The organism is Polyangium jinanense (assembly GCF_028435265.1).
In the GTDB taxonomy this organism is placed as follows: Bacteria; Myxococcota_A; Polyangia; order Polyangiales; family Polyangiaceae; genus Polyangium; species Polyangium jinanense.
Map to the genome: position 1 here is coordinate 20,273 of NZ_JAGTJK010000030.1, position 24,227 is coordinate 44,499.

The 24,227-nt window shown below is 69.9% G+C and carries 15 protein-coding genes; 10 read left to right on the forward strand and 5 right to left on the reverse strand.

What is annotated here, in order from left to right; genetic code table 11:
- Window positions 1-60 precede the first annotated feature (60 nt).
- Complete coding sequence (locus KEG38_RS36520; protein ID WP_272425024.1) at window positions 61-486, reverse strand: tellurite resistance TerB family protein; 426 nt, start codon at window positions 484-486, stop codon at window positions 61-63.
- 120 nt (window positions 487-606) lie between these two features.
- Between KEG38_RS36520 and KEG38_RS36525 the strand changes: the two genes are divergently transcribed.
- The 3 genes from KEG38_RS36525 to KEG38_RS36535 all read left to right on the forward strand — a co-directional run bounded on the left by KEG38_RS36525 (window position 607) and on the right by KEG38_RS36535 (window position 2,433).
- The gene (locus tag KEG38_RS36525) at window positions 607-1,329 is read left to right on the forward strand and encodes a tetratricopeptide repeat protein (protein ID WP_272425025.1); all 723 of its coding nucleotides are present in this window, start codon (window positions 607-609) and stop codon (window positions 1,327-1,329) included.
- Window positions 1,330-1,356: 27 nt separating this feature from the next.
- Window positions 1,357-2,079: a nucleotidyltransferase family protein gene (locus KEG38_RS36530; protein WP_272425026.1), complete on the forward strand. Its 723-nt coding sequence runs from the start codon at window positions 1,357-1,359 to the stop codon at window positions 2,077-2,079.
- A gap of 150 nt (window positions 2,080-2,229) precedes the next feature.
- On the forward strand, window positions 2,230-2,433 hold the full coding sequence (locus KEG38_RS36535) for a hypothetical protein (RefSeq protein WP_272425027.1): 204 nt from the start codon (window positions 2,230-2,232) through the stop codon (window positions 2,431-2,433).
- A 74-nt stretch (window positions 2,434-2,507) separates the two neighbouring features.
- Here KEG38_RS36535 and ileS read toward each other — a convergent pair whose 3' ends face one another.
- Entirely contained in the window at window positions 2,508-6,260 is a 3,753-nt protein-coding gene (gene ileS / locus KEG38_RS36540) for an isoleucine--tRNA ligase (protein WP_272425028.1), read from the reverse strand.
- Window positions 6,261-6,332: 72 nt separating this feature from the next.
- Window positions 6,333-6,617 (reverse strand): tetratricopeptide repeat protein, encoded by a 285-nt coding sequence (locus KEG38_RS36545; RefSeq protein ID WP_372518217.1) that lies wholly within the window; start codon window positions 6,615-6,617, stop codon window positions 6,333-6,335.
- Between the two features lie 428 nt (window positions 6,618-7,045).
- Here KEG38_RS36545 and KEG38_RS36550 point away from each other — a divergent pair, with 428 nt between their 5' ends.
- From KEG38_RS36550 to lpxB, 6 genes are all read left to right on the forward strand, one after another.
- Complete coding sequence (locus tag KEG38_RS36550) at window positions 7,046-9,178, forward strand: OmpA family protein (protein ID WP_272425030.1); 2,133 nt, start codon at window positions 7,046-7,048, stop codon at window positions 9,176-9,178.
- Between the two features lie 228 nt (window positions 9,179-9,406).
- Entirely contained in the window at window positions 9,407-13,282 is a 3,876-nt protein-coding gene (locus KEG38_RS36555; RefSeq protein WP_272425031.1) for a MopE-related protein, read from the forward strand.
- A gap of 189 nt (window positions 13,283-13,471) precedes the next feature.
- Window positions 13,472-14,080 (forward strand): hypothetical protein, encoded by a 609-nt coding sequence (locus KEG38_RS36560; RefSeq protein ID WP_272425032.1) that lies wholly within the window; start codon window positions 13,472-13,474, stop codon window positions 14,078-14,080.
- A complete protein-coding gene (locus tag KEG38_RS36565) occupies window positions 14,058-14,993 on the forward strand; it encodes a matrixin family metalloprotease (protein WP_272425033.1) in 936 nt (311 codons plus the stop codon). The genes KEG38_RS36560 and KEG38_RS36565 overlap by 23 nt, the downstream gene beginning before the upstream one ends.
- Complete coding sequence (locus tag KEG38_RS36570) at window positions 14,990-16,234, forward strand: HRDC domain-containing protein (protein WP_272425034.1); 1,245 nt, start codon at window positions 14,990-14,992, stop codon at window positions 16,232-16,234. Before KEG38_RS36565 ends, KEG38_RS36570 begins: the two co-directional genes overlap by 4 nt.
- A complete protein-coding gene (gene lpxB, locus KEG38_RS36575) occupies window positions 16,231-17,373 on the forward strand; it encodes a lipid-A-disaccharide synthase (RefSeq protein WP_272425035.1) in 1,143 nt (380 codons plus the stop codon). Before KEG38_RS36570 ends, lpxB begins: the two co-directional genes overlap by 4 nt.
- Before the next feature lie 18 nt (window positions 17,374-17,391).
- On the opposite strand, the gene KEG38_RS36580 is transcribed toward lpxB, so the two are convergent.
- Together KEG38_RS36580 and KEG38_RS36585 are read right to left on the reverse strand one after the other, a co-directional pair.
- A complete protein-coding gene (locus KEG38_RS36580) occupies window positions 17,392-18,318 on the reverse strand; it encodes a hypothetical protein (protein WP_272425036.1) in 927 nt (308 codons plus the stop codon).
- A 1-nt stretch (window position 18,319) separates the two neighbouring features.
- The gene (locus tag KEG38_RS36585; protein ID WP_272425037.1) at window positions 18,320-19,846 is read right to left on the reverse strand and encodes a hypothetical protein; all 1,527 of its coding nucleotides are present in this window, start codon (window positions 19,844-19,846) and stop codon (window positions 18,320-18,322) included.
- 229 nt (window positions 19,847-20,075) lie between these two features.
- On the opposite strand from KEG38_RS36585, the gene KEG38_RS36590 reads away from it, so the two are divergent.
- Complete coding sequence (locus tag KEG38_RS36590) at window positions 20,076-24,014, forward strand: serine/threonine-protein kinase (RefSeq protein WP_272425038.1); 3,939 nt, start codon at window positions 20,076-20,078, stop codon at window positions 24,012-24,014.
- Window positions 24,015-24,227: the final 213 nt, after the last annotated feature.

Below are 24,227 nucleotides of genomic sequence, written 5' to 3' on the forward strand. Positions count from 1 at the left end.
ACAAGAATCAGGCCGCCCGGGTCTCCCGCGCACCAAACCCGCCCAGGGCGGCGCGGGGCGTCAGGCGCCTTCCTCTTCGCGCAGCATCTCCTCGATGCCTTCATGGTCGAGCCCGAGCGCCGCGCCGATCTCGTGGATCATGGCCCGCTCCGCCTTCGAGATCGCGCCGTCGGCCGTGATCACGCCGATCGCCAGGCTCAACGCCACGCGGCAAGCGATGGGGCTGCCGAGCGTCTGCCGCGCGCCCTCGAGCAGCGCCGCCGTGCCCGAGGCCTTCCGCGCCGCGTCGAGCCGCGTGATGAGCTGCTCCAGTTGATCCGGCGTCACCTTGCGGTCCGTCAACGACTGCACGCTCCGCGCGAAATGACGCTTCTCGTCGGTGCCGAACCCGCCGTCGGCGTACGCAGCGAGGTACATGAGCTCGACGAGGGCCTCGAGCTTCGGTTCGTCGAGCGTGTGCGAGGATCGCAAGGAAATGGGCGCCATGCCCCTTTCCTACACCGTCCTCGCCGAGGCCAAAAGTCCGCAAAAAAGGCCCCGGATGCCCCGGACGTCCCGAACGAGGAAAACCACCGGCGAGGGCGAGCCGTGTGTCATCCTTCGTGGATGCGCCCCTTCCACCAAGGCGCCGCCTTCTTGACGGTCGGGACGCTCGCGCTCGCCGCCTGCGGCCCCGCGCCCACGCCGAAGGCCCCGCCAAGCGAGGATCTCGCGGCGCAGGACATGCCCGACATGGAAGCCTCCGCGGCGCCACCCGCGCCCGCGCCCGAGCCGCCCAAGCTGCGCCTGCCGTGCGCCGAGAACGATCTCGTGGGCTGCACGAACGGCTGCAACGACGCGATCGTCGAGGACTGCGTCACGCTCGGCGCGATGTACATGCGCGGCGACGTCGTGCGCCCCGATCCGCCGCGGGCCATCGACCTCTTCCGCGGCGCCTGTACGAACGGCAGCGCGCGCGGCTGCATCAAGCTCGGCGACCTCTACCACGACGGCACGCTGAAGGACGATCCGACCGAGGAGGTCACGCTCTACCGCAAGGCCTGCGACGCCGGCGCGAACCGCGGCTGCCTCGCGGCCGGCAAGGCCTACCTGGAGGGGCGCGTCGTCGGCGTCGACCCGGTCTTCGCGGCGACGCTCTTCACCCGCGTCTGCGAGCGCGGCAACGCCGAGGCCTGCCTCGAGCTCGGCCGGCTCTACAATCGCGGCCACGGCGTGCGCAAGGATCCGGCCCGCGCGACGGCGCTCTTCACGAAGGCCTGCCAGCTCGGGCTCGACGAGGGGTGTCTCACGGCCGATCCGTCGGGCGAGGTCGCGCCGCCGCGTCAGTAACCGCCTCGCGTGGTACGTTCGCCGGCGATGAAGGCCATCGTTCTCGCCGGGGGAAAGGGCAGCCGTCTCAAGCCGTACACGGCGCTCATCCCGAAGCCGCTCATGCCGATCGGCGAGCAGACCATCGTGGAGATCCTCCTCCGCCAGCTCGCGTTGTACGGCGTGAACGACGTGACCCTGTGCACGGGTCATCAGGCCGGCCTGATCGAGGCCGTGCTCGGCGAGGGCAGCCGCTACGGCGTCAAGCTGTCGTATCGGCGCGAGGAGCAGCCGCTCGGCACGATCGGGCCGCTCCGCGCGATCGCCCACGAGTTGCCCGAGCGGTTCCTCGTGATGAACGGCGACATCCTCTGCGACCTCGATTTCGCCGAGCTCGCGAAGAGGAGCGCCGAGGCGAACGCGCCGCTCACGGTCTGCGTCTTCGAGCGCGCCACGAAGATCGACCTCGGTGTGCTCGAGCTCGACCCCGAAGGGTCTGTCACGGGGTTCCGGGAAAAACCGACCTACTCGTTCTGGGTGAGCATGGGCATCTACGCGATGAGCCGCGAGACGCTCTTGCGCTTCGTGCCGGAAGGCGTGCCTTTTGGCTTCGATCAGCTCATGCACGCGCTGCTCGCGGCGCGGGTGCCGATCCAGACGCACCCGTTCCGCGGGCACTGGCTCGACATCGGGCGCAGCGACGACTTCGCCGAGGCGCAGGACGAGTTCGAGCGCAATCGCCCGCGTTATTTGCCCGAACCGAAGGCGTGACGAGCCGGCACGGCCATACGTTCGCGGACAAACCAATCTTCGGCGGCCCCCTCGACGCGGACCTGCCTGGCCCCACGTGGAGGGTGGAAGCGGCGATGCGGCCGGCGGGGTTTTCCCCCGGGTGCTCGCCTGCTGGGAGGAGTGTCCGTCATGGCACAGCAGAAAAACCAGGGGAACCAGGGCACCGAGGAGAAAGGCTCGATGACCGTGGAAGAGGCCGGCCGGATGGGCGGCCAGCGCGTGCGCGAGCTTGTCGAGGAGGGCAAGCAGGCTGAGGGCGAGCAGGGCGGAGGCGGAGAGTCGTCCGGCGGAAGCCAGCAGCAGCAGGGCGGCCGCGGAAGCCAGAACCGCTGAGTTTTTTTCGGGAACCTCCCCACGCCCCACGAGGCGAGCCGCGGCGGCCCGCTTCGTGGGGCTTTTTGCGGGGTCTAGGCCCGCGCGATCGTCAGGACGAGCGCCTCGCCGTCGACGTTGAGCTCGCGCCGCTCGCCGGACACGGTGGAGGCGCCGATCTCGAACGAGCGGACCAACGCTTCGCGGGCGATCTCGTCTTGGGCCGCGCGCGTGACGCGGAGAACGCGTTCGCTGCCCTCGACCGCGAGCGCGATGCGGTCCGTGAAGCCGAGGGACAGGTCCTTCCGTAGGCCCTGCACGCGCGAGAGGATCTCGCGGGAGAGGCCGTCGTCGCGGAGCGCGTCCGTGAGCGCCGTGTGGAGCACGACGACGCCGGCCTTGCCGCCGGCCGCGGCGAAGTCCTTGCCGGCCTCGACGACGACCTCGATCTCCTCGGGCCCGAGCGAGACCCGCTCGCCGTCGAGCTCGATCTCGATGGCGCCGCGCGTGACGAGCTCGGTGCGGAGCTCGGCGGCGTTCGCCTTGGCGAGGACCTGCTTGGCGAGCTGCACCTTCTTGCCGAGCTTCGGCCCGAGGGCGCGGAAGTTCGGTTTGAGCACGTAACGAACGGCCTCGCCTTCCTGCCCCGGCTCGAGGAAACGGACCTCCTTGACGTTGAGCTCCTCGGCGATGAGGGCCTCGTGCTGCGCGAGCGCGCGGCGCATGGCCTGGTTCGAGACGATGACGTCGACGCGCGCGAGGGGCTGGCGGACCTTCAGCTTGTTCAGCGTGCGGACCTGGAGGCCGAGGCTGACGAGCTCGCGGACGGCGCGCATCTCGGCGGCGAGGCCCTCGTCGATCGCGGCGAGATCGGGCTCGGGGTACCTCGTGAGGTGCACGCTCTCCGGTTGCGACGTGGTCCAGGGGCCGCGGACGAGCGTCTGGTAGAGCTCCTCGGCGATGAAGGGCGTGAACGGGGCCGTGAGGTGCGCGATGGCGACGAGGGCCTCGTACAGCGTGAAATACGCGTCGCGCTTGTCGGCGAGGGCCTCGGCCGAGACGTTCTCCGCCGGCGACCAGAAGCGCGCGCGGCTGCGCCGAACGTACCAGTTCGAGAGCGCGTCCACGAAGTCGACGAGCCGCTGCGCTGCCTCGTACAGGCGGTAATTGTCGAGGTGCTGCGTGACCTCGCGGGTCGTGAGGGCGAGCTCGGAGAGCAGCCAGCGGTCGAGCAGGCTGCGCTCGCGGGCCGGCCGGTAGCCCTCGCTCTTCGCGAGATCCGCGGGCGAAACGCCCTTCGCGTCGGGGTTTCCGCGGGCCGGATCGAAGCCGTCGATGTTCGCGTAGATCGCGAAGAACGACCACACGTTCCGGATCTTGATCGCGTACTCCTTCTGTGTCGCGCGCACGTTCGTGAGCGAGTGGCGCGTGTTCGTCCACGGGGGCGAGGACGCGTAGAAGAACCAGCGGAACGCGTCGGCGCCGGGCGCGGGCGTGGAAGGATCCTCGACGAAGACGCGGTGATTCTGGGCGAGGCGCAACACGTCGTTCGGCATGACGCGGAGCGGCTCGGGCGCGGTCGCGAGGCCGAGGGCCTCGATGTCCGACGTGTGCATCACGATGACGCGGCGCGGGAACTGGCCCATGCCCGACGTCGGCCGGAGCGTGATGTCGAGCGCCTCGTTCGGTCGATCCGCGCGGTAGAGTTTGACCTTGGTGCGGTCGCCCTGGAGATCGAGGCCCTCGTAGTCCTCGCGCGCGATGCGAGCGACTCCCTTCTGCACGGGCTGATCCTTCAGCGGATCCTGCGCGTCCGAGCAGACGGCGAACTCCATGCGGACGCGGTCGAGGATGACCTCGGGCGGCGTGTAATTGCCCTTCGACTTGCTCTCCTTCTTGCCCTCGCGATCCCCGACGTGCCCGAGCACCACGCAGGTCTGGTACGGGTGCGGAAAATTCCGGATGCGCGAGAGGCCCAGGGACTTCTGCGTCTCCTCGTCGAAGACGAGCGTCGAGATCATCAGCAGCGAGTAGAACCAGCCGCGGGTCTGATCGATCGCCTCGCTGATGAAGTCGGCCGGGAAGGCGCGGTCGAACTTCTCCTTCGACCCTTCCGCGTGCGGAAATCCCCACTGCGCGAAGGGCATCGCGCCCGAGTCGAACCAGCAGTCGATGACCTCCGAGACGCGCCGGTACGTGCCGGGCTCGCCGGGCTTCTGGTAGGTGATCTTGTCGATCCAGGGCTTGTGCACGAGCAGGTGCTCGGCCGTCTTCGGATGCGCGCGGACGAGCTCGCGCTCGACCTCGGCGACGTTGTTGCCGGGCCTTTCGCGCAGCGTCTTCACCGAGTCGATGGCCTCCATCGCGCCCGTCTGGTCGTTCACCCAGATCGGCAGCGGCGTGCCCCAGTAGCGCTCGCGCGAGAGCGCCCAGTCGACGTTGTTCGCGAGGAAGTCGCCGAAGCGGCCCGTCTTGATGTGCTCGGGCAGCCAGTTGACCGTCTGGTTGTTCTCGATCGCCTTGTGGATCAGCGCGGTCGTGCGGATGTACCAGGCCGGGCGGGCGTACTGGATGAGCGGGTCCTCGTCGGCGCGCCAGCAGAACGGATACTCGTGGCGATAGTTCTCGGCGTGCACGAGCTTGCCCGCTTGCGCGAGGTCCTTCTGCAGGTCCTTGTCGGCGTCCTTCACCCAGCGGCCCGCGTACTTGCCCATCTCGTCGATGAACGTGCCGTCGGGCTTCACGGCGCAGAACGGATCCTTCGGCGTCTTGCCCGCCGCAAGGAGCTGCCGATGGGCGCCGTAGTCGTCCTCGCCAAAGGCGGGCGCGACATGGACGATGCCCGTGCCGGCGTCGAGCGTGACGAAATCCGCCGCGATGACCGCGTGCACGGCCTCGTACGCCGCTGCCTCGGACGCGTAGAGGCCGAACGGCGGGACGTACTTCTTGCCGACGAGCGCCGATCCCTTGGTGGTCGAAAGAACCGGCAGATCCTTGCCGAGCTTCTTCGCGAGCGCCTCGCGCAGGCCCGCCGCCACGACGAGCTTCCGATCGCCCGCGTCGACGACCACGTAGTCGAAGTCCGCGCGGACCGCGGCGTACATGTTCGACGGCAAGGTCCACGGGGTCGTCGTCCAGACGCAGAGCGCCGTCGACGGATCCTCGACGAAGGGAAACGCGACGAAGACGCTGGGATCGTCGACGGTCTTGTAGCCCTGACCGACCTCGGCGCTGGAGAGCGCCGTGCCGCCCTGCGCCCACCACCAGACGACCTTGTGCCCCTGGTAGAGCAGGCCCTTCTCGTAGAGCTTCGCGAGCGCCCACCAGACGCTCTCGACGTAGCTCCGGTGGTACGTGACGTACGCGTCGGGCAGGTCGACCCAGAAGCCGATCTTGTCCGTCAGCTTCTCCCACGCATCCGTGTAGCGGAACACGCTCTCGATGCAGCGCGCCACGAAGGGCTCGACGCCGTACTTCTCGATGTCCGCCTTGCCGTGGATCCGCAGCTCTTTCTCGACCTCGACCTCGACCGGCAGGCCGTGCGTGTCCCAGCCTGCTTTGCGGGGCACGTCGTAGCCGCGCATGGTCTTGTAGCGAGGGAACACGTCCTTCACGGCGCGCGTGAGGACGTGGCCGTTGTGCGGCATGCCGTTCGCCGTCGGAGGACCCTCGTAGAAGACGAACGTGCCCTTCGATGGGCCCGTGGCGCGCGTCTCGGCCGAGAGCGTCTTCTGGAAGATGCCCTCCCTCTTCCAGAACGCGAGGATCTCGGCCTCGTCCCTCGGGAAATCGAGCTCGGGCCTTACGGTCTTGAAGAGGTTTTTCCGGGAAGAGTCGCGGCCTGACATGGTCGGCTGCGCTTAGCACGTTTCGCCCCCGAAGGGCGTCGAGCACGCTCGCTTCCCACGTTTACAGGCCGTTCAGGGTGGCGCGGGGACCGGCGATCCCAGCTCGGCGAGCTCCTGCCGGGCGCGCTCGGCGAGGCGGCTCGAGGGGTAACGAGTGGCGAGGAAACGCAGCGTGGTGACGCGCGCCTCCTTGTCGCCCCGCTCGCGGAACTGCTCGGCGAGCTGATAGAGCGCGTCCTCGGGCGGCTCCTCCATGGCCTTCTCGGGATCGGGATCCCGCGCGCATTGAAAGGGGGCGGTGGCGAGGGCGCTGAGGGCGAGGGCCGCGATTGGCGCGCGAAGGAGCGGGAAGAGCACGGAGTGCATCGTCGCCGGGCCGATTCCGCTGTCAACGATCCCGTGAGGCGGGTACGGCAGGGACGATGGTAGGTGGTCAGGCCAAACGGGGAGACCACCATTGAAATTGCGGCTGGTTCCGGATCGTTGCGTAACGGCGAACGTCACGCGCGGTATGGCGCGGCACGCGGGTCCGAGGAGCGGAGACCTCAGTTGAGGCCCGGGGTTGCTGCCGACAAGCCTCACTGGCATCGGGCGACGAACACGTTTTGGCCTGATTGTTTGTGGTCCGTCGCAGGCACAGTCCGTGTATAGGTAGGGCCATGTCTGCTGCCGCCGAAGACATACAGCGATGCGGCGGACATCTTCGGGTCACTCCAGGGCGACGTCTTGCGTCGAGCCTTCCTTTGGCGGACTCCGACACGAAAATCCGAGAGGTCAATCACGCGATGCGAACTTCCAAGGGATATAGGTGGCTGCTCTGCGCGGCAGCGCTGGGGTCGATCGCGGGCATCGCCGCGCCGGCAAGTGCGGACGATCTCGCCATCAACCGGTTCTACCCCGCCCCGGCCGGTGATCGGTTCTTCGGTGCCCAGTCACCCTACGTGGCCGGCGAGCTGACGCCCCACGCCGCGCTCATCGTCGACTACGCGCACAACCCCCTCGTGCTGCGCCGCCAGAGCGATGACGAGTCGCTCGGCTCGGTCGTGAGCAACCAGCTCTATTTGCACCTCAACGGATCGTTTGCGCTGTTCGAGCGGCTGCTCGTCAACGTCGACGTGCCCGTCGCCCTCTACCAGAACGGCGAAAATCCCACGAACACGCTCGGCATCAGCTCGCCGAGCGGGGCCGATTTCGGCGACCTGCGCCTCGGCCTTCGCCTGCGCGTGCTCGGCGACTACGACAGCATCTTCCAGCTCGGCATCGGCGGCTACATCTGGGTGCCGACGGGCACCGGCGCGTTCGTGACGGACGGCAATGTGCGCGGCCTGCCCCAGGTGATCGTGGGCGGTAAGCACGACCGGTTCGTGTACTCGGTCGCCATCGGCCCGGAAATTCGCCCGGATCAGAACTACTTCAACAACGTCCTGCTCGGCACGACGTTCGTGGCGGGCGGCGGCATCGGCTTCCTCCTCGGCGAGGAGCGAAACTTCCAGATCGGCCCCGAGTTCAACGTCGTCGCCTCGATGCGCGAGACGACGCGGCAGAGCCTCAACGCCGAGGCGCTCGTCGGCGCGAAGTATCGCTTCGCGGAGAACTTCGAGGCGGGCATCGCCGCCGGCCCCGGCCTCGCCTCCGGCATCGGTACGCCGGACTTCCGCGTCGTCGGCTCGCTCGCGTACACGCCGAAGTGGAAGGCGAAGGACACGGACGGCGACGGCATCGTCGACAAGGAGGACGCCTGCGTCGACGTGAAGGGCGTCAAGCACTCCGACCCGGCGAAGAACGGCTGCCCGGCGGATCGCGACAACGACACGATCCTCGACGTGCAGGACGCCTGCCCGGATCTCAAGGGCGTGGCGAACGCGGATCCGAAGAAGAACGGCTGCCCGCCCGACAGCGACGACGACGGGATCTACGACGACAAGGACGCCTGCCCGGACGTGAAGGGCGTGGCCGATCCGGATCCGGCGAAGAACGGCTGCCCGCCCGACAAGGACAAGGACGGCATCATCGACGCGCAGGACGCCTGCATCGACGTGCCCGGCGTGGCCGATCCGGATGCGAAGAAGAACGGCTGCCCGCCGGACAAGGACAACGACGGCGTGTACGACGCGCAGGACGCGTGCCCGGAGATCCCCGGCATCAAGACGAACGATCCGGCGACGAACGGCTGCCCCGGCGACACCGACGGCGACAAGATCCGCGACGACAAGGACGCCTGCCCGAACGAGAAGGGCGCCCCGGATCCGGATCCCAAGCAGAACGGCTGCCCGAAGGCGGTCCGCGTCACCGAGACCGAGGTCATCATCCTGCAGCAGGTGCAGTTCGACACGGCCAAGGCGACGATCCGCAAGGTCAGCGATTCGCTGCTCGACGAGGTCGCGGCCGTGCTCAACGAGCACCCGGAGCTCCTCAAGGTCGAGGTCCAGGGCCACACCGACAGCCGCGGCTCGAAGCAGCTCAACACGAAGCTCTCGCAGGCGCGCGCCGACGCGGTGAAGGCCGCGCTCGCCAAGCGCGGCGTGAGCGCCGATCGCCTCACGACGATGGGCTACGGCCCGGATCGGCCCGTGGGCGACAACGCGACGGAGGAAGGCCGCCAGGCGAACCGCCGCGTGCAGTTCGTCATCGTCGAGAAGAAGATGAAGGACGGCTCGATCAAGAAGTTCGAGAACGTTCCGCCGCCTGCGCCGCCGCCCGCCGCGCCGAAGGGTGCTGCGCCGAAGGGTGCGGCTCCGGCCGCGCCGAAGGGCGCCGCTCCCGCGCCTGCGGCTCCGGCCCCGAAGGGCGCTGCTCCCGCGCCTGCGGCCCCGGCCCCGAAGGGTGCTGCTCCCGCGCCTGCGGCTCCGAAGGGCGCCGCGCCCGCGCCTGCCGCGCCCGCGCCGAAGAAGGTTGCACCGGCTCCCACCAAGAAGTGACGGAAGCGGGGCGTCCGCGAAGGCGGGCGCTCCGTTTCACCCGCGGCCCGGAGGCTCGAAAGGGCCTCCGGGTCCCTGGTTTCATCGCCTCGGCTCCCTCCCGTGAGGTGCGTGCCGAGTTCTGCGTGGCGTGACACTCGAGAGACCGCGCCACCCTATCAACAGACGGTCGGTCGGGCCGTCGAGCAATCCGTTGGAGCACCAAAGGACTGCGACAGGGGACCATACATGAGAAGACATTTGCTTTTGGCGGGCCTCGCGAGCGTGACAGCGCTCGGGATCTGCGCCCGCGACGCGGCTGCCGCGCCGAATCTGCGCGTGCAGGTGGACCAGAAGGGCGACTTCATCCTCATCGGCAATACGCTCGGCCACGACTGTCAAAACATCTCGGGCAATCCGCCGCCCGCGCCCGTGGTGGGCAGCGTTCCGGCGCTCGCGCAGTGCGGCAACGCCGCGACCGACAGCGGCATCGACATCCTGTGGCGCTCGGACTCGCCGATGGACGGGCAGGCCGAGGCGAACACGGGCATCACGGTCGCGAACGCGCGCAGCACGGCGGTCCTCACGCTCCCGGCAGGCGCGACGGTCACGCACGCCTACCTGTACTGGGCCGCGACGCGCACCATCGCAGGCGCCGACATCACGGCCACGATCGACCGGCCGGGCGGCTTCAGCCAAGACGTGACGTCGATCCAGAGCTACACGACGAACATTAGCAACAACCCCACCTACCAGAGCGTCGCCGACATCACGTCGATTGTGCAGGCGCAAGGGTCGGGTGCGTATCGCGTCTCGGGCGTCGACGTCGAGAACCCGATCGGCAACACGGCCGACGAGACGATGTTCGCGGGCTGGTACATGATCGTGCTCTACGAGCGCGCCTCGGATCCGCCGCGCAACCTGGCCATCTTCGACGGCTGGGACATCGTGGGCAACGGCAACCCGCAGAACGTGACGCTCTCGGGCTTCCTCGTCCCGCCGGCCTTCGCGAACGCTCGCCTCGGCGTCGTCGCGTTCGAGGGCGACACGGCGCTCAACGGCGACTCGTTCTCGTTCGGCGCCGCCCCGCCGCTCTCGAACGCGCAGAACCCCGCGGACAACTTCTTCAACCGCACGCGCTCGGAGCTCGGCCTCCCGGTCACGGTGGTCGGTGACCTGCCGCAGCTCACCGGCACCGCCGGCAGCTTTGCGGGCATGGACATGGACATCGTGGACATCACGAGCAAGCTCACGGTCGGCCAGACGTCCGCGCCGATCGCGGGGACGAGCACCCAGGACCAGTACTGGCTCGCCGGGTTCGTGACATCGATCCCCACGTTCAAGCCCGACTTCACGACGTCGGTGAAGTCGGCCGTCGACGTGAACGGCGGCGCGCTGCTCGTAGGGGACGTCGTCGAGTACACGATCGTCGCGACGAACACCGGCAACGACACGGCCATCAACACCGTGCTGGTGGACCCGATCCCGATGGGCGTGACGTACGTGCCGGGCTCGATCGAGGTCGTGTCGGGCCCGAACACGGGCGCGAAGACGGATGCGCTCGCCGACGATCAGGGCGAGTACAACGCCGCGACGAACGAGGTGCTCATCCGGCTCGGTACGGGCGCGAACGGCGCGAACGGCGGGACGATGCTCGTCAACGACACGACGACCGTGAAGTTCCGCGTGACCGTGAACCCCGACGCGACGGGCACGATCCTGAACCAGGCGACCATCACGGCCGCGGGCCAGACGGGCGCGCCGGCCCAGGACACGCCCACCGATGGCAACGGCCCGTCGCCGGACGAGCCGCCGACGCCGATCGTCATCGATCTGTGCGAGTCGGACATGAACTGCATGGCGCCCACGCCCGCCTGCAACGTGGCCGCGACGCCGAACACCTGCGTCGAGTGCGTGACGGACACGCACTGCGGCGGCGCCACGCCGACGTGTGATGCCGCGACGAACACGTGCGTCTGCGTTCCCACGGGCGCGGAGATCTGCGACGGCCTCGACAACGACTGCAACGGCACCGTCGACGAGGGCTTCAACGTCGGCATGGCGTGCTCCGCTGGCGTCGGCGCCTGCCAGACCGCGGGCGTCTTCGCGTGCTTGCCGAACGGCACCTCTGCCTGCAGCGCCTTCCCGGACGAGCCCGGCGTCGAGACCTGCAACGGCATCGACGACAACTGCGATGGCGTCACCGACGACGGCTTCAACGTCGGCATGGTGTGCTCCGCGGGCATGGGCGCTTGCATGGCCTCGGGCGTCATCGCCTGCACGGGGCCGGACACGGCCGCTTGCAACGCGGTCCCCGGCACGCCCGGGACCGAGATCTGCGGCGACGGCATCGACAACGACTGCGACGGTCAGACCGACGTCAACTGCCAGGACTCCGACGGCGACGGCGTGTCGGACGACGTAGAGACGCAAAACGGCACGGATCCGAACGACGCGGACTCCGACGACGACGGCGTGTCCGACGGCGAGGAGCCGCAGTGGAACGTCGACACGGACGGCGACGGCCTCATCAACGCGCTCGATCCGGACAGTGACGACGACGGCCTCTTCGACGGCACCGAGCTCGGCAAGGACTGCGCGAACCCGGCGACGGATCCGGACGCGCAGAGCTGCCGCGCCGACGCCGATCCGAACACCACGACCGATCCGCTCGATCCGGACACGGACAACGGCGGCGTGTCCGACGGCGACGAGGACACGGACCTGAACGGCAAGATCGACGAGGGTGAGCGGGATCCGAACGAGCCGGCCGACGATTCGAACGCGCCGACCGACAGCGACGGCGACGGCCTGAGCGACGATCTCGAGGAGCAGATCGGGACGAACCCGAACGACGCGGACTCGGACGACGACGGCCTCATCGACGGCGAAGAGCCGAACCCGAGCGCGGACACGGACGGCGACGGCCTGATCAACGGGCTCGATCCGGACAGCGACAACGACGGCCTGTTCGACGGCACCGAGAGCGGCAAGGACTGCTCGAACCCGGCGACGGATCCGAGCGCGGGCAACTGCATCGCCGACGCGGATCCGAACACGAAGACCTCGCCGCTCGACGCGGACACCGACAACGGCGGCGTCATCGACGGCTCCGAGGACGAGAACCGCAACGGCGCCGTGGATCCGGGCGAGCTCGATCCGAACGATCCGACGGACGACACCACGAAGCCGGACACGGACGGCGACGGGCTGACGGACGACTACGAGAACGAGATCGGTACGGACCCGAACGATGCGGACTCCGACGACGACGGCGTGATCGACGGCGAGGAGCCGAACCCGACCGACGACACCGACGGCGACGGCATCATCAACGCGCTCGATCCGGACAGCGACGGCGACGGGCTGAAGGATGGCACGGAGATGGGCAAGAACTGCTCGAACCCGGCCACGAACACGGCGGCGAACAACTGCGTCGCCGACGGTGACAACGGCGTCACGACGACCTCGCCGGTCGATCCCGACACCGACGACGGCGGCGTGAACGACGGCGACGAGGACACGGACAAGGACGGCGTGGTCGATTCGAACGAGCGCGATCCGAACGATCCGGCCGACGACAACGTCGTGCCGCCCAAGGACTCGGACGGCGACGGGCTGACGGACGACGAGGAGGCCGATCTCGGGACCGACCCGAACGACGCGGACTCTGACGACGACGGCGTGCCCGACGGTCAGGAGCCGAAGCTCGGCGAGGACACGGACGGCGACGGGAAGATCAACGCGCTCGATCCGGACAGCGACAACGACGGCCTGAAGGACGGCACCGAGCTCGGCCTGGATTGCTCGAACCCGGGCACGAACGCAGCGGCCGAAAACTGCGTCCCCGACGCAGACAAGGGCGCGACGACGACCGATCCGCTCGACGCGGACACGGACAACGGCGGCCTCAACGACGGCGAGGAGGACGCGAACAAGAACGGCGTGGTCGACCCGGGTGAAGGTGATCCGCGCGATCCGGCAGACGACGCCCCCGAGGGCATCATCCTGACGGGCAACGGCCTCTGCGCCGCGCGGCCCGGGAGCGATGCGACGCCGGGCGTGGGCTTCCTGCTCGCGCTCGCGGCGGGGACGGCGCTCGTCCGCCGCCGACGGCGCAGCTAACGCAGGGAGCTCTCCGAGCGCGGAAGGCCGCGCCTGGAAGCGATGAGGCGCCGCGGTCCTTTCGAGGGCCGCGGCGCTTCGTTTTTGGAGAGGGCGAACCGCGCGTGTCCCGACGGCACGCGGGAACGCGTGTGCGCATATCGCCCCCACGTGGAGCGCCATCAAGGGGATGGTGGTATCCTTCCCTGCATGCGCGTTCGAGCCTCCCTGCTTGCGCTGTCACTTGCCTTTGCCTTACCGGCGGCGCTGTTCGTGTCGCCACACTCGCCCTACACGGGCCCGAGAGAAGCCGCGGCGGCGGTTTCGGTGGTCGTCTCGCTCGATGAGCTCGTGGCGAGCTCGTCGTACGTCGTCGTCGCGAAGGCGGCCGAACGACAGAGCATGTGGGAAGACACCCCGAGCGGCCGGCGGATCGTCACGTACACGCGGCTCGACGTGGAGCGCTCCGTCGTCGGCGAGCCGGGGACGCAGGTGTGGGTGCGGACGCTCGGCGGCGTCGTGGGCGACGTCGGGCAGTGGGTCTCGGGCGAGGCGGTGCTCAAGCCCGGAGAGCGCTCGCTTCTGTTTCTGCACAAAACGCCGGCCGCGGTCGTCGTGACCGCGATGGCGCAGGGGCATTACCCCGTGATCAGCACGGAGGGGGGTTTGCCGAAGCTCGCGCCGAGCCCGGACGCAGGGACGATCCTGCCGCGGACCGGGCCCAGCATCGGCGCGCGTGAGGTGCTTGTGGGAGCGACGCTTTCGCGTGCGCTCGTGGCCATCGAGGAGGTGAAACGTGCGCCACGCGAACGCAAGTAATCGAGGACGGCTCGCGTCTTTCGCGATCGGGCTCTCGCTCGTCGCAGCGGTGACGCTCTTCGCGCCGACGGCGTCGGCCTATTGCCGCACGACGAGCTGCAAAGGCGTCGGGACCGGCGCGCGCTGCGTGCCCATGCGCACGACCGACTGCGGCATCGAGCTCTTCTGGAAGAACCCGTGCGTCGGCTTCAGCATGCAGCGGGACGCGTCGGTGCAGATCGACCTCGACGACGCGACGAAGATCTTCGAGGAAGCCTTCAAGAAGTGGACCGACGCCGACTGCGGCGACGGCAAGCACCCGCGCATCAAGGCCGTGAACCTCGGCCCCGTGGAGTGCCACGCGCACGAGTACAACAAGAAGGCCGGCAACGCGAACGTCATCCTCTTCCACGACGACGTGTGGCCGCACGCCGGCGCGGGGAGCACGCTCGCGCTCACCACGGTCACGTACAACATCGAGACCGGCGAGATCTACGACGCCGACATGGAGCTCAACGGGGCGAACGTGGAGTTCACGACCGGGACCGACAACGTCCTCTACGACCTGCCCTCGATCGCGACGCACGAGACGGGGCATTTCCTGGGCATGTCGCACTCCGCGGACGGCACGGCGACGATGTTCGCCGACTACACGCCGGGCTCGACGGAGCTCAGGTCGCTGGAGAACGACGACATCGAGGGCATCTGCGCGGCCTATCCACCCGGCGATCCGATCCCCGCCTCGTGTGATCCCACGCCGCGGCGCGGGCTCGAATCGCAGTGCAATCCGGAGCCGATCCCGACCGATGACGGGGGGAGCTGTTGCGCGACGGCCCCGGGCACACCTCGATCGGCGGGCGGGACTGCGCTCGCGGCCCTCGCTCTCGCCCTCGGCCTCGCGGCGAGGCGTCGCGCCGAGCGCACGCGTCCATGACGAGCCCGGAAGCGCCGCCGTACGAGGTCCTCTGGGTCGACGATGCCCGCGCGCTCGGAGGCGCGCTCGAGCGCGCCGTGCAGGCCAAGGCAATCGCGGTAGACGTGGAGGCCAACGGCCTCTTCGTCTACCGCCCGCGCCTTTGCGCCGCGCAGCTCGCCTGGGAGGAAGGGGATACGACGGTCGTCCTGATCGTCGACACGCTCGCCACGAGCGCGGCGGCGCTCGGACACCTCCTCGGCCCCGAGGGGCCCATCAAGGTGCTGCACGATCTCACGTTCGACGCGCGCATGCTCGCCGAGGCCGGCGCGCCGCTCGCGCGCGTGCGGGACACCTCGGTCACGGCGCGATTCCTCGGCCAGAAGGCGACGGGGCTCGCGTCGGTGCTCGCGGCGGAGCTCGGGGTCGTCCTCGACAAACGGTTTCAGCAACACGACTGGTCGAAACGACCGGTTTCGCCGGCGGAGCGGCGTTACCTCGGGGACGACGTCGCGTATCTCCTGAAGCTCGATCGCGCGCTCGCCGCGAAGGCGGCCGCGATCGACATCGAGGCCGAGATCGAGGAGGAGTGCTCGTACAAGCTTCGCGCGGCTCTCGCGCCGCCGCGGGAGACGCGCCCGTCGTACGTGCGGGTCAAGGGCGCGCAGAAGCTCGATCGTCCGGGCCGCGCCGCGCTTCGGAGCCTCGTGGCCGCGCGCGAGGCGATCGCCGAGGCCGCCGACGTGCCGCCGTTCAAGATCGTCACGAACGAGATCCTGCTCGAACTCGCGCGGATGCGTCCGACATCGATCCCCGAGCTCAGCCGCGTGCCCGGCGCGCTCTCGGGTCGCTCGGGGAGGCACGCGGCGCGGTGGCTCGAGGCGATCACGCGCGGCGCCGCCGAAGGGGACGTGCCGCCCGAGGAGCAAGCGCACTTCGAGGTCGCGCCGATCGATCGGAAAGAGATCGCGCGACGACGCGAGATCGAGGCGAAGATCAGCGCATTCCGGCGCGCCGAGGCGAAGCGCCGCGGCGTCGACGAGCAGGCCGTGCTGCCCGGGCATTGCGCGCAGGATCTCGCGAGCGTCCTGCTGACGGCGGCCGGGGAGGATGCTGCGGCGACGCTCGCGCGGATCGCCGCGATCCCGGGCCTCGGGGCGAAGCGGGTCGAGCGGTATGGCAAGCGCATGGCGTCGCTGCTCTCGGCGCCGAGCGAGTCATCCGCGCAAGCACGAGGAAGCGCGCCGCGCGAGGATTCGTGAGCGGGGCGGGCGCGCCGCTGCTCGTCGTCGCGGGCGAGGCTTCGGGGGATCGCATCGCAGCCGAGGTGCTGCGCGCGCTCGGGCCAGCTGTGCACGCCTTCGGGATCGGGGGGCGCGGATGCCGGGCGCAGGGCATGGAGACGCTCGCGGAGACGTCGGACATCGCCGCGATGGGCACGCTCGACGTGCTGCGGAAGGTGCCGGCGCTCGGGCGATCGCTCGGCGCGCTGATCGGGAGGATCCGGAAAGACCCACCACGCGCCGCGCTGCTCGTGAACTTCACGGAGCTGAACGCGCGGCTCGGGCGGGCGCTCCGGCGACGCGGAACACACGTGCTCTGGGCTGTCGCGCCGCAGGTCTGGGCCTGGCGCGCGGGGAGGATCCACGCGCTCCACGACGCCGTCGATCGGCTCGCCGTCGTCCTGCCGTTCGAGGAGCTGCTCTGGCGCGAGGCGGGGTACGACGCGCGGTTCGTGGGTCATCCGTCGGCCGAGGCGCCGCGCCTGCCCCGCGAGGTCGCGCGCGCCCAGCTCGGGCTCGCCAAAGGGCGCACCGTCGCCGTGCTCCCGGGTAGCCGTGCCGGCGAGATCACGCGCCTCGCGCCGCTCTTTTGCGAGGCGGCTTCAATGCTCACGGCGCGTGGCGACGTGGACGAGGCACGCGTGCTCGTGGCTCCGTGGCTCGACGCGCGTGCGCGCGGCGAACTCGAACGAGCGGCCCGCCGCGCCGGGGTCGAGATCGCCGAAGCCGACGCGGAGCATGGCGCCTCTCCCCTGCTCAGTGCCTTCGATCTCGCGCTTTGCGCCTCGGGCACGGCTTGCCTCGAGGCGGCGCTCGCCGGGCTGCCGACGGTCATCGGCTACCGCGTCGATCCCCTCACCTACGCGCTCGCCCGCCGCCTCGTACGGACCCCGCACATCGGCCTGCCAAACGTCCTGCTCGGCCGCCGCGCGTACCCCGAGCTGCTCCAGGACGCGGTCACGAACCGCTCGCTCGCTGCGACGGCCGCTGCCCTGATGAACGACGCGCAAAAGGCACGCGCAAAGGCCGACGCACGGGCACTCGACGCGCTCCTCCGGCCCCCTTCCCCGGGTCCGTTCGGCGCGCGCGTCGCGGCCTTGCTCGATCCGTGGCTCTGATCCTTTGACCGCAAACGATTACGTGCGCGGCGAGGACGTCCCCGAAGCGGTCCGCTTCTCCGGCTTGGCCCGCATCGCTTCGAAGGCGCTCACGACCTCCCGCGAAAATTCTTCCACCACCGCGCGATGCGTCGCGAGCCCGCCGTCGAGCCCTGCGCGCGCCTTCTCTAGCGCGGTGGTCACGTGCTCGGCCCGCTGCCGCGAAAGCACCCGGAACGCGAGCATCCGACCCGCGGGCACCGCGATGAGCGCGATCGTCGCCGGCGTCCAAGCGAACGTCGGCGCCGCGCGCGTGATGGAACCGAGATCCGTGAGCGGCGAGCGCGAGAGCCACGCCGCGAGCGCGATCTGGTAGCCCTCGGCGACCGTCGACGGGAGACCGTCGCACATCTCGTGCAGCGGCACCCGCTGCGTCTCCACGTGCACGCGCCGCAGGTTTTGCCACATCAAGAGCCGCTTCGGCGGAGGCACGCCGCGGAAGCTCGCCGAGCCCGTCCACCAGCGCACCGACGTATCCGCGCGGCCGAGCTCCATCACGCGGGCGAACGTCGCGTGACGGGCGAGCGCCGCGCCCACGTCGCGCGGCGGCGGAATCTGGCCACACAAATCGAACACGCTCCGCACGAGGCGCATGTAACGCCCCTTCGTGAAGAGCCCGCCGAGCTCGTGGTTCGTCACCTGCAAGAGGTCGTTCAGCGCCGCGGCGAGCGCCCACTCGTGCGCGTCGAGATCCGGCAACGTGTCGACCGGCGCGACGAGCCGCGCGCGCCTGACACGCGCGACGTCGATCCGCGAGCGCACATCCGCGTCGACGATGTGCCTCCCCTCCCCGAGCTTCGTCCCGAGCTGCCCGAACGGCCGCGCGAGGCGCAATTTTCCGCCAAGGACGAGGGGCGCGACGATCCCCGTGACGAGCTCCTCGAACCGTTCGTCGTCGCTCGCCAAGCTAGCCTCCGCTGCCCGCGCCCCCGGGGAGCGCAGGAAGAGCGCCGTCGTCGCTCGCCGAGACGTCCCGCAGCGGCCTGAGGCCCACGCCGCCGAGCGTGACCTCGGGCAGCTCCGTGGCGAGCGCCGACGAGAGCGCGTCCGCGAAGCGATCGGCCGCGAGCGGGAGCCACGCCTGCGCCTCGAGCACGGCCGCTTCGAGCGAGACGAACCCTTCCTCGGGTATGCCGAGCACCGTGCCGTCGCGACCGATGAAGAGCACCTGCCCCGGCGGCGCGCCGAGCGAGCGGTAGAGCACGTCGGGCGCGACCGCGGGCACCACGTCGTAGCCCGCGGGCACGTAGAGCTGCTTGTGGACCTCGCGGAAGAACTGGCCCACGGGGATGCCCTCGATGCCCGTCGGATGCCGGACGATCGCGCCGCGCTCGGTGAACGCGACGCGCGCCGCGCGCAGGCTCTCCGGCCCGAGCGCGTAGGCGATGCGGCGCAGCACGGGCAGATCCTCGGCCTCGACCCAGGTCGCCGTGACGTGACGCCACGGATCGAGCGTGGGCACGAGGCGAAGCGCGACCGAGACCGAGGTCGTCGGCTGGGCACTCGTGCGCGCAGCAGCCACGTCCTTGCGCATCTCCATGCGCGCGAAGGCGCGCACGTCGCCGAGCGCGGGCAGCTTCGGGATCTCCAGCGGATCCAGGCCATGACCGCGAAAGAGGACGAGGCCCGTCTCCGCGAAGACGGGGCACGCGCGGAGGTTCACGGGGTGCCGGAAGCCCACCTCCACGGCCGTGCCCGGCGCGGCCGGCATGAACATCGAGACGCCCGGCGTGCGCGTGAGCAGCGGGATCATGCGCTCCGGCAACTCGGGAACGCGGAAGAGGTACCGGACGACCGGTCCATCATCGAAGCTCGACGCGGGCGGCCACTCGGCGACGCCGACCTCGGCCGTCACGCCCGAGCGCACGAAGTAGTGAATCAGCGCCGGCCCGAGCCCCGCCTCCGCGGAGAGCCAGCGCGGCCCTGGCTCACGCCCCGTCGAGGGATCCGCGTGCGGCTCGAGGCGCAGCACGAGCGAGCGCACGTCGATCTTCCGCTCCGTCTCGTAGCTCTGCGAAAACGTGTTGTGGTAGAGCCAGAGCGTCGCGTCGCCCGCGCTGATCTGCGCGACGTCGTAGCCGAAGGGCGCCGCCGCGTCGCGGTACTGGACGAAGTGACGGCTCGTCCCGGTGAACGTGTACCCGCCTGCCAGGCGCGCGATCTCGGCGATCCGATCCATGCGATCGCTCGTCTCGGCCGCGAAGGTCAGCGTCACCTCGCGCGCGCCGAGCTTCGAGCGCACGACCTCGATCGCGAGCGACCGGAGGATGTCGGCGAGCGAGCCTTGCCTCGTGTAGAGTGCCAGGAACGCGACGAGCCGGTCGATCGAGGGCAAGAGGACCACGCCCTTCGCGCCGAGCGCCACGCCGCGCGCGTCCAGGCCGAGGCCCGGTGTGCGGAGCCTCGTCTGGTGGACCGCGACCCGCTCGAGCATGCGCTAGCTCCTCTTCGCGTCTCCTGCGCTCGCCGGTTCACTCGAATCCGGGCGGACGCGTGGCCGTGAGGCTAGGGGCTCGGCCCGGGACCGTCAAGCGAGCGCGCTCTCCGATGCACCTGCCGCCTTTTGGCTCGTGCGACGATTGTGTACGCTTGGGCGGGCCCGCGTACCACGGGTCTACTACACCCTCGGCCGGCAATCGGCGATAGGGAGTCCCGAGCAAGGCATGGCACGCACCCAGCAGCTCATCGCCGGGCGATTTCAGGTCGAGCGCGAGGTCGGACGCGGCGCCGTCGGCATCGTGTTCCGCGCGTTCGACACGGTCTCCCAGCGGCGCGTCGCTCTGAAGATCATCGCCGCAGGCGAGTCGGATCCAGGCGAACGCATGCGCCTCTTGCAAGAGGGCAAGATCCTGAGCGAGCTCGATCATCCAGGGATCGTCCAGGTCGTTGCCTACGGCGCCCTCGACTCGAGTTACACCGCCGCGCTCGGCCGAAAGTTCGACGAAGGCACGCCCTTCATCGCGATGGAGTGGCTCGAAGGCGAGGACCTGCTCACGCGCCAGCTCCGCGCCGCGCTCACCATGCGCCAGGCCCTCGACATCGTGCGTCAGGTCGCCTTCGCGCTCGCCGCCGCCCACGACGCCGGCGTCGTCCACCGCGACATCAAGCCCTCGAACATCTTCGTCCTCTCGAGCCGCTTCCCCGATCCCGACTCGCCCCCCGTCTCCACGCGCACGACGCGCAGGACGCGCGACGAAGGCGAGCCCGCCCCCGAGCAGCTCACCTCGAAGCTCGTCGACTTCGGCGTCGCCACCTCGCGCGACATGCGCCTGACCGGCAACGACATCTTCGTCGGCACCCCCGCGTACATGGCCCCCGAGCAAGCCCGCGGCGACGCCATCGCCGACGCGCGCAGCGACATCTACTCGCTTGGCGCCACGCTCTTCGAGCTGCTCACGGGAAGGCCCCCGCACATCGGCTCGAACTCGATCGCCACGATCGCGCTGCTCGCGACGACGCCCGCGCCTCGCTTGAGCGAGCTGCTGCTCGACGTGCCCGAGGCCCTCGAGGAGCTCGTCGCGCGCATGCTCATGTCCGAGCGCGAGCACCGCCCGTCCTCGTCGCGCGAGGTCGCGCTCGAGCTCGACGCGCTCTGCCGCGATCCGTCCGTCCCCGAGGTCGCGCGCGCGCTCGCCACCTCGACCGAGCCGCCGCCCATGAACACGCGGCTCGTCACGACGCTCGTCGCGCTCCAGGTCGGCTCGCGCAAGGAGCAACGCCTGCAGCTGCTCGAACGGCTGCGCGAGCGCGGCGCGGATGCTCTGCCCCTCGGCACCGACTCGATCGTCGCGCACCTCGGCATGCGCCAATCGCACGGCGACGAGGCCACGAACGCCCTCGATCTCGGCCGCTGGCTCGCCGAGCTCGGCGCGTGCGTCGGCGTCTCGACGGGTCGCACGCGGCTCGATCGCGTCAAATCCGCGGGCGACGTCGTCGATCGCGCGAGCGCCCTCGCCCGGAAGGCGGGCGAGGCGAACCTGCTCTGCGACAGCACCACGAAGGAGCTCGACAAGGGCTTCTTCCAGTTCGACCCCGTCCCCGGCGGCCATTTCAAGGTCGGCGCACGCGCCAAGCCCGAGGGACGCAAGACCGAGCAGTTCATCGGTCGCGAGGCCGAGCTCATCAACGCGCTCGCGCAGTACGAGCGCTGCGTCGACGATCGCACGCCCATCATCGTCACGATCTCGGGCCCGCCCGGCATCGGCAAGAGCCGCCTCGGCCGCGAGTTCGTCAACCGCATCACGACGCGCGACGAGCCCCCGCTGCTCGTCCGCGTGCGTTGCGAGTCCTTCGGCCGCGCCCAGGCCCTCGGCGTCGCCACGGACGCCCTGCGTGCCCTGCTCGGCCTGCCGAAAGGCGCGAGCCTGGAGCAAGTCGAGCAAGCTCTGCGCGTGCGCAAGATCCGCAGCGGCGACAGCGCCTTGCTTTCGCGCCTGCTCGCAAACCAGCCCTTCGACGACGGACTCGATCCGCGCGGCGCCCGCGACTCGCTTTACCTCTCGATGACCGAGCTCGCCCTCGGCGCCGCCTCCGCCGGCCCCTGCGTCCTGCTCTTCGAGGACGCGCAGTGGTCCGACCCCGAGAGCATTTCCTGGATCGAGCACCTCCTCGGTCGCGCGACAAACCTGCCCCTGTTCGTGATGATGGTCATGCGGCCGTCGTTCTGGCGTGATCAAGGCCAGCGCTTCGTCGGCCGCGATCACGTGCGGATCGACCTGCGCCCGATGTCGAAGAAGGCCACGCGCGAAATCGCCCGAGCCATCATCGGCGAGAACGCGGACGAGGCCGTCCTGAACCGCGTCGCCGAGCAGGCCGCCGGCTCGCCGCTCTTCGCCGAGGAGCTCGCGCGCGTCATCGCCGCAGGCAAGGACGTCACCACGGCCGCCACGATCGAGGCCGCCATCCAGGTCAGCCTCGACGCCCTCGACGACGCGACCCGCGAGGCCGTCGTGCGCATGAGCGTCCTCGGTCTGAGCGTGTGGGACTCCGGCATCAGCGCCGTCGGCGTCGCAGACGCGGACGGCGCCTTGAAGAAGCTCATCGCCGCGGAGCTCTTGGTCGAGCATGGCGCGAGCCGTTTCGCCGGCACGCGCGAGTTCCTCTTCAAGCACGCCCTCGTCCGCGACGTCGCCTACGCCTCGGCAAGCGAGGAGCTCCGCAAGCAGATCCACGCCGCCGCGGCCGAATGGCTCGCCAACATGGGCGAGGACGCCGCCACCGTCGCGCAGCATTTCGATCTCGGCGCGCAGCAAGAGAAGGCCGCCGTCCACTGGGAGACCGCCGCGCGCCGCGCTCTCGCCACGAACTCGCTCGGCGAAGCCGTGAAGATGGCCGAGCGAGCGCTCATGTTCGCCACCGACAAACCCACCGCCTTCGGCCGCGCGGTGTTGCTCGACGAAGCCCACAGCCGTCTCGACGCGAAGTCCTCCGAGCGCAAGGAGGCCATCGATGCGATGGCCGAGAACGTCTACGACGAGGAGAGCGAGATCCGCTCCCTCGGCGCCCGCGTGCGGTACGACTACGTGCTCGGCGCCGGCTTCGACGTCGAAGCCCGGCTCATCCAGTGCCGCGATCGCGCCGCGAAGCTCGGTCTCGTCGAGGAAGAAGCACGCTGCTCGGCGTCACTCGCAAACCTCTACGCCTACGCAGGCCAGCTCGATCTCGCCGAGCGCGAGACGCGTGTCCTGCTCGACCTCACCGAGCGCCGCTCGATCGACTGGGCCGCCGTCGACGCCTGGCAAGCTCTCGCCGTCGTGCGGCAGACGCAGGGTCAGCTCGGCGCAGCGCTCGACGCCCGGCGCAACGCAGCCCGCGCCGCGAAGAGCGCAGGTCTGCAAGAGCGCGAGGCCATGCTCATCACGAACGTCGGCTTCGCGCTGACAACGATCGGCGCGCGCCAAGAAGCCCTGCACCAGCTCGAAGCAGGCCTCGCAAAAGCCTCCGCGATCGGCAGCCCCGGCACCGTGCGCAACGCGCAGATGAACCTGCTCTGCTGGGCCGCGACGTTCGGCCCGGAGAGCCGGCTCGACGTGGCCCTTGCCGAGCCCCGCACGAGCGCCGACGAGGCGACCGTGGCCTGGTTCCACAAGGATCGCGTGACGCTCGGCACGCTCTTCTACCGCGGCTGCGAGCTCTTGCGCACCGACGGCGCGGGCAACATCCCGCGGGCGCGTTCGCTGCTGAAGACGGCAACCGAGGCCTACCGCGCGTCGCAAAACCGCGACGTCCTGCCCGTCGCCCTCGGCTTCTGGGCCGAGGCCGAGCGTCGTTTCGGCAACTCCGACCAGGCGATCGAGCTCGCCCGCGAAGCCGCACGCCTGGTCGAATCCGGCGCCCCGAGCCTGCTCAACGAGGCCTCGATCTACCTGACGCTGCACGACGCCCACGTCGACATCGGCGATCTGAAGAGCGCCCGCGACGCGATCGAGCGCGCCATCCCGCACCTCGAGCGCCGCCTGAAGGGCCTCGAAGGCACGCCCTACGCGCGCGCCTTCCTCGTGAACCTCCCGCACAACGCAGGCCTGCTCGCCGCCGCCGAGGCCTACGGCTGCGTCACGACGCCCATCGAGCAGGTCCTCGCGCTTCCTCCTTCAGAGTCCTGATCCCTAGGGAGTATTTCACGGCGTGGCGCCGGGGTTTCACCCCGGACCCGACCAGGGGCTGTCCGCCCCTGGACCCGGACCAGGGCAAGCCCTGGACGCGGGGCGACAGCGCGCGATGCGCGCTGTCGACAGGGAAAACGTCCCCAGCACGTACGGCAGTGCCGCTGTCTTGGTTGGCAACGCCGTTCGTGGTCTTGCCACGGGCCCGTCCGA

Excerpts from the sequence above, each read along its gene's own strand:
- KEG38_RS36520 (WP_272425024.1), bottom strand. The coding sequence starts at position 486 with ATGGCGCCCATTTCCTTGCGATCCTCGCACACGCTCGACGAACCGAAG.
- KEG38_RS36525 (WP_272425025.1), top strand. The coding sequence starts at position 607 with ATGCGCCCCTTCCACCAAGGCGCCGCCTTCTTGACGGTCGGGACGCTC.
- KEG38_RS36530 (WP_272425026.1), top strand. The coding sequence starts at position 1,357 with ATGAAGGCCATCGTTCTCGCCGGGGGAAAGGGCAGCCGTCTCAAGCCG.
- KEG38_RS36535 (WP_272425027.1), top strand. The coding sequence starts at position 2,230 with ATGGCACAGCAGAAAAACCAGGGGAACCAGGGCACCGAGGAGAAAGGC.
- ileS (WP_272425028.1), bottom strand. The coding sequence starts at position 6,260 with ATGTCAGGCCGCGACTCTTCCCGGAAAAACCTCTTCAAGACCGTAAGG.
- KEG38_RS36550 (WP_272425030.1), top strand. The coding sequence starts at position 7,046 with ATGCGAACTTCCAAGGGATATAGGTGGCTGCTCTGCGCGGCAGCGCTG.
- KEG38_RS36555 (WP_272425031.1), top strand. The coding sequence starts at position 9,407 with ATGAGAAGACATTTGCTTTTGGCGGGCCTCGCGAGCGTGACAGCGCTC.
- KEG38_RS36560 (WP_272425032.1), top strand. The coding sequence starts at position 13,472 with ATGCGCGTTCGAGCCTCCCTGCTTGCGCTGTCACTTGCCTTTGCCTTA.
- KEG38_RS36570 (WP_272425034.1), top strand. The coding sequence starts at position 14,990 with ATGACGAGCCCGGAAGCGCCGCCGTACGAGGTCCTCTGGGTCGACGAT.
- KEG38_RS36585 (WP_272425037.1), bottom strand. The coding sequence starts at position 19,846 with ATGCTCGAGCGGGTCGCGGTCCACCAGACGAGGCTCCGCACACCGGGC.
- KEG38_RS36590 (WP_272425038.1), top strand. The coding sequence starts at position 20,076 with ATGGCACGCACCCAGCAGCTCATCGCCGGGCGATTTCAGGTCGAGCGC.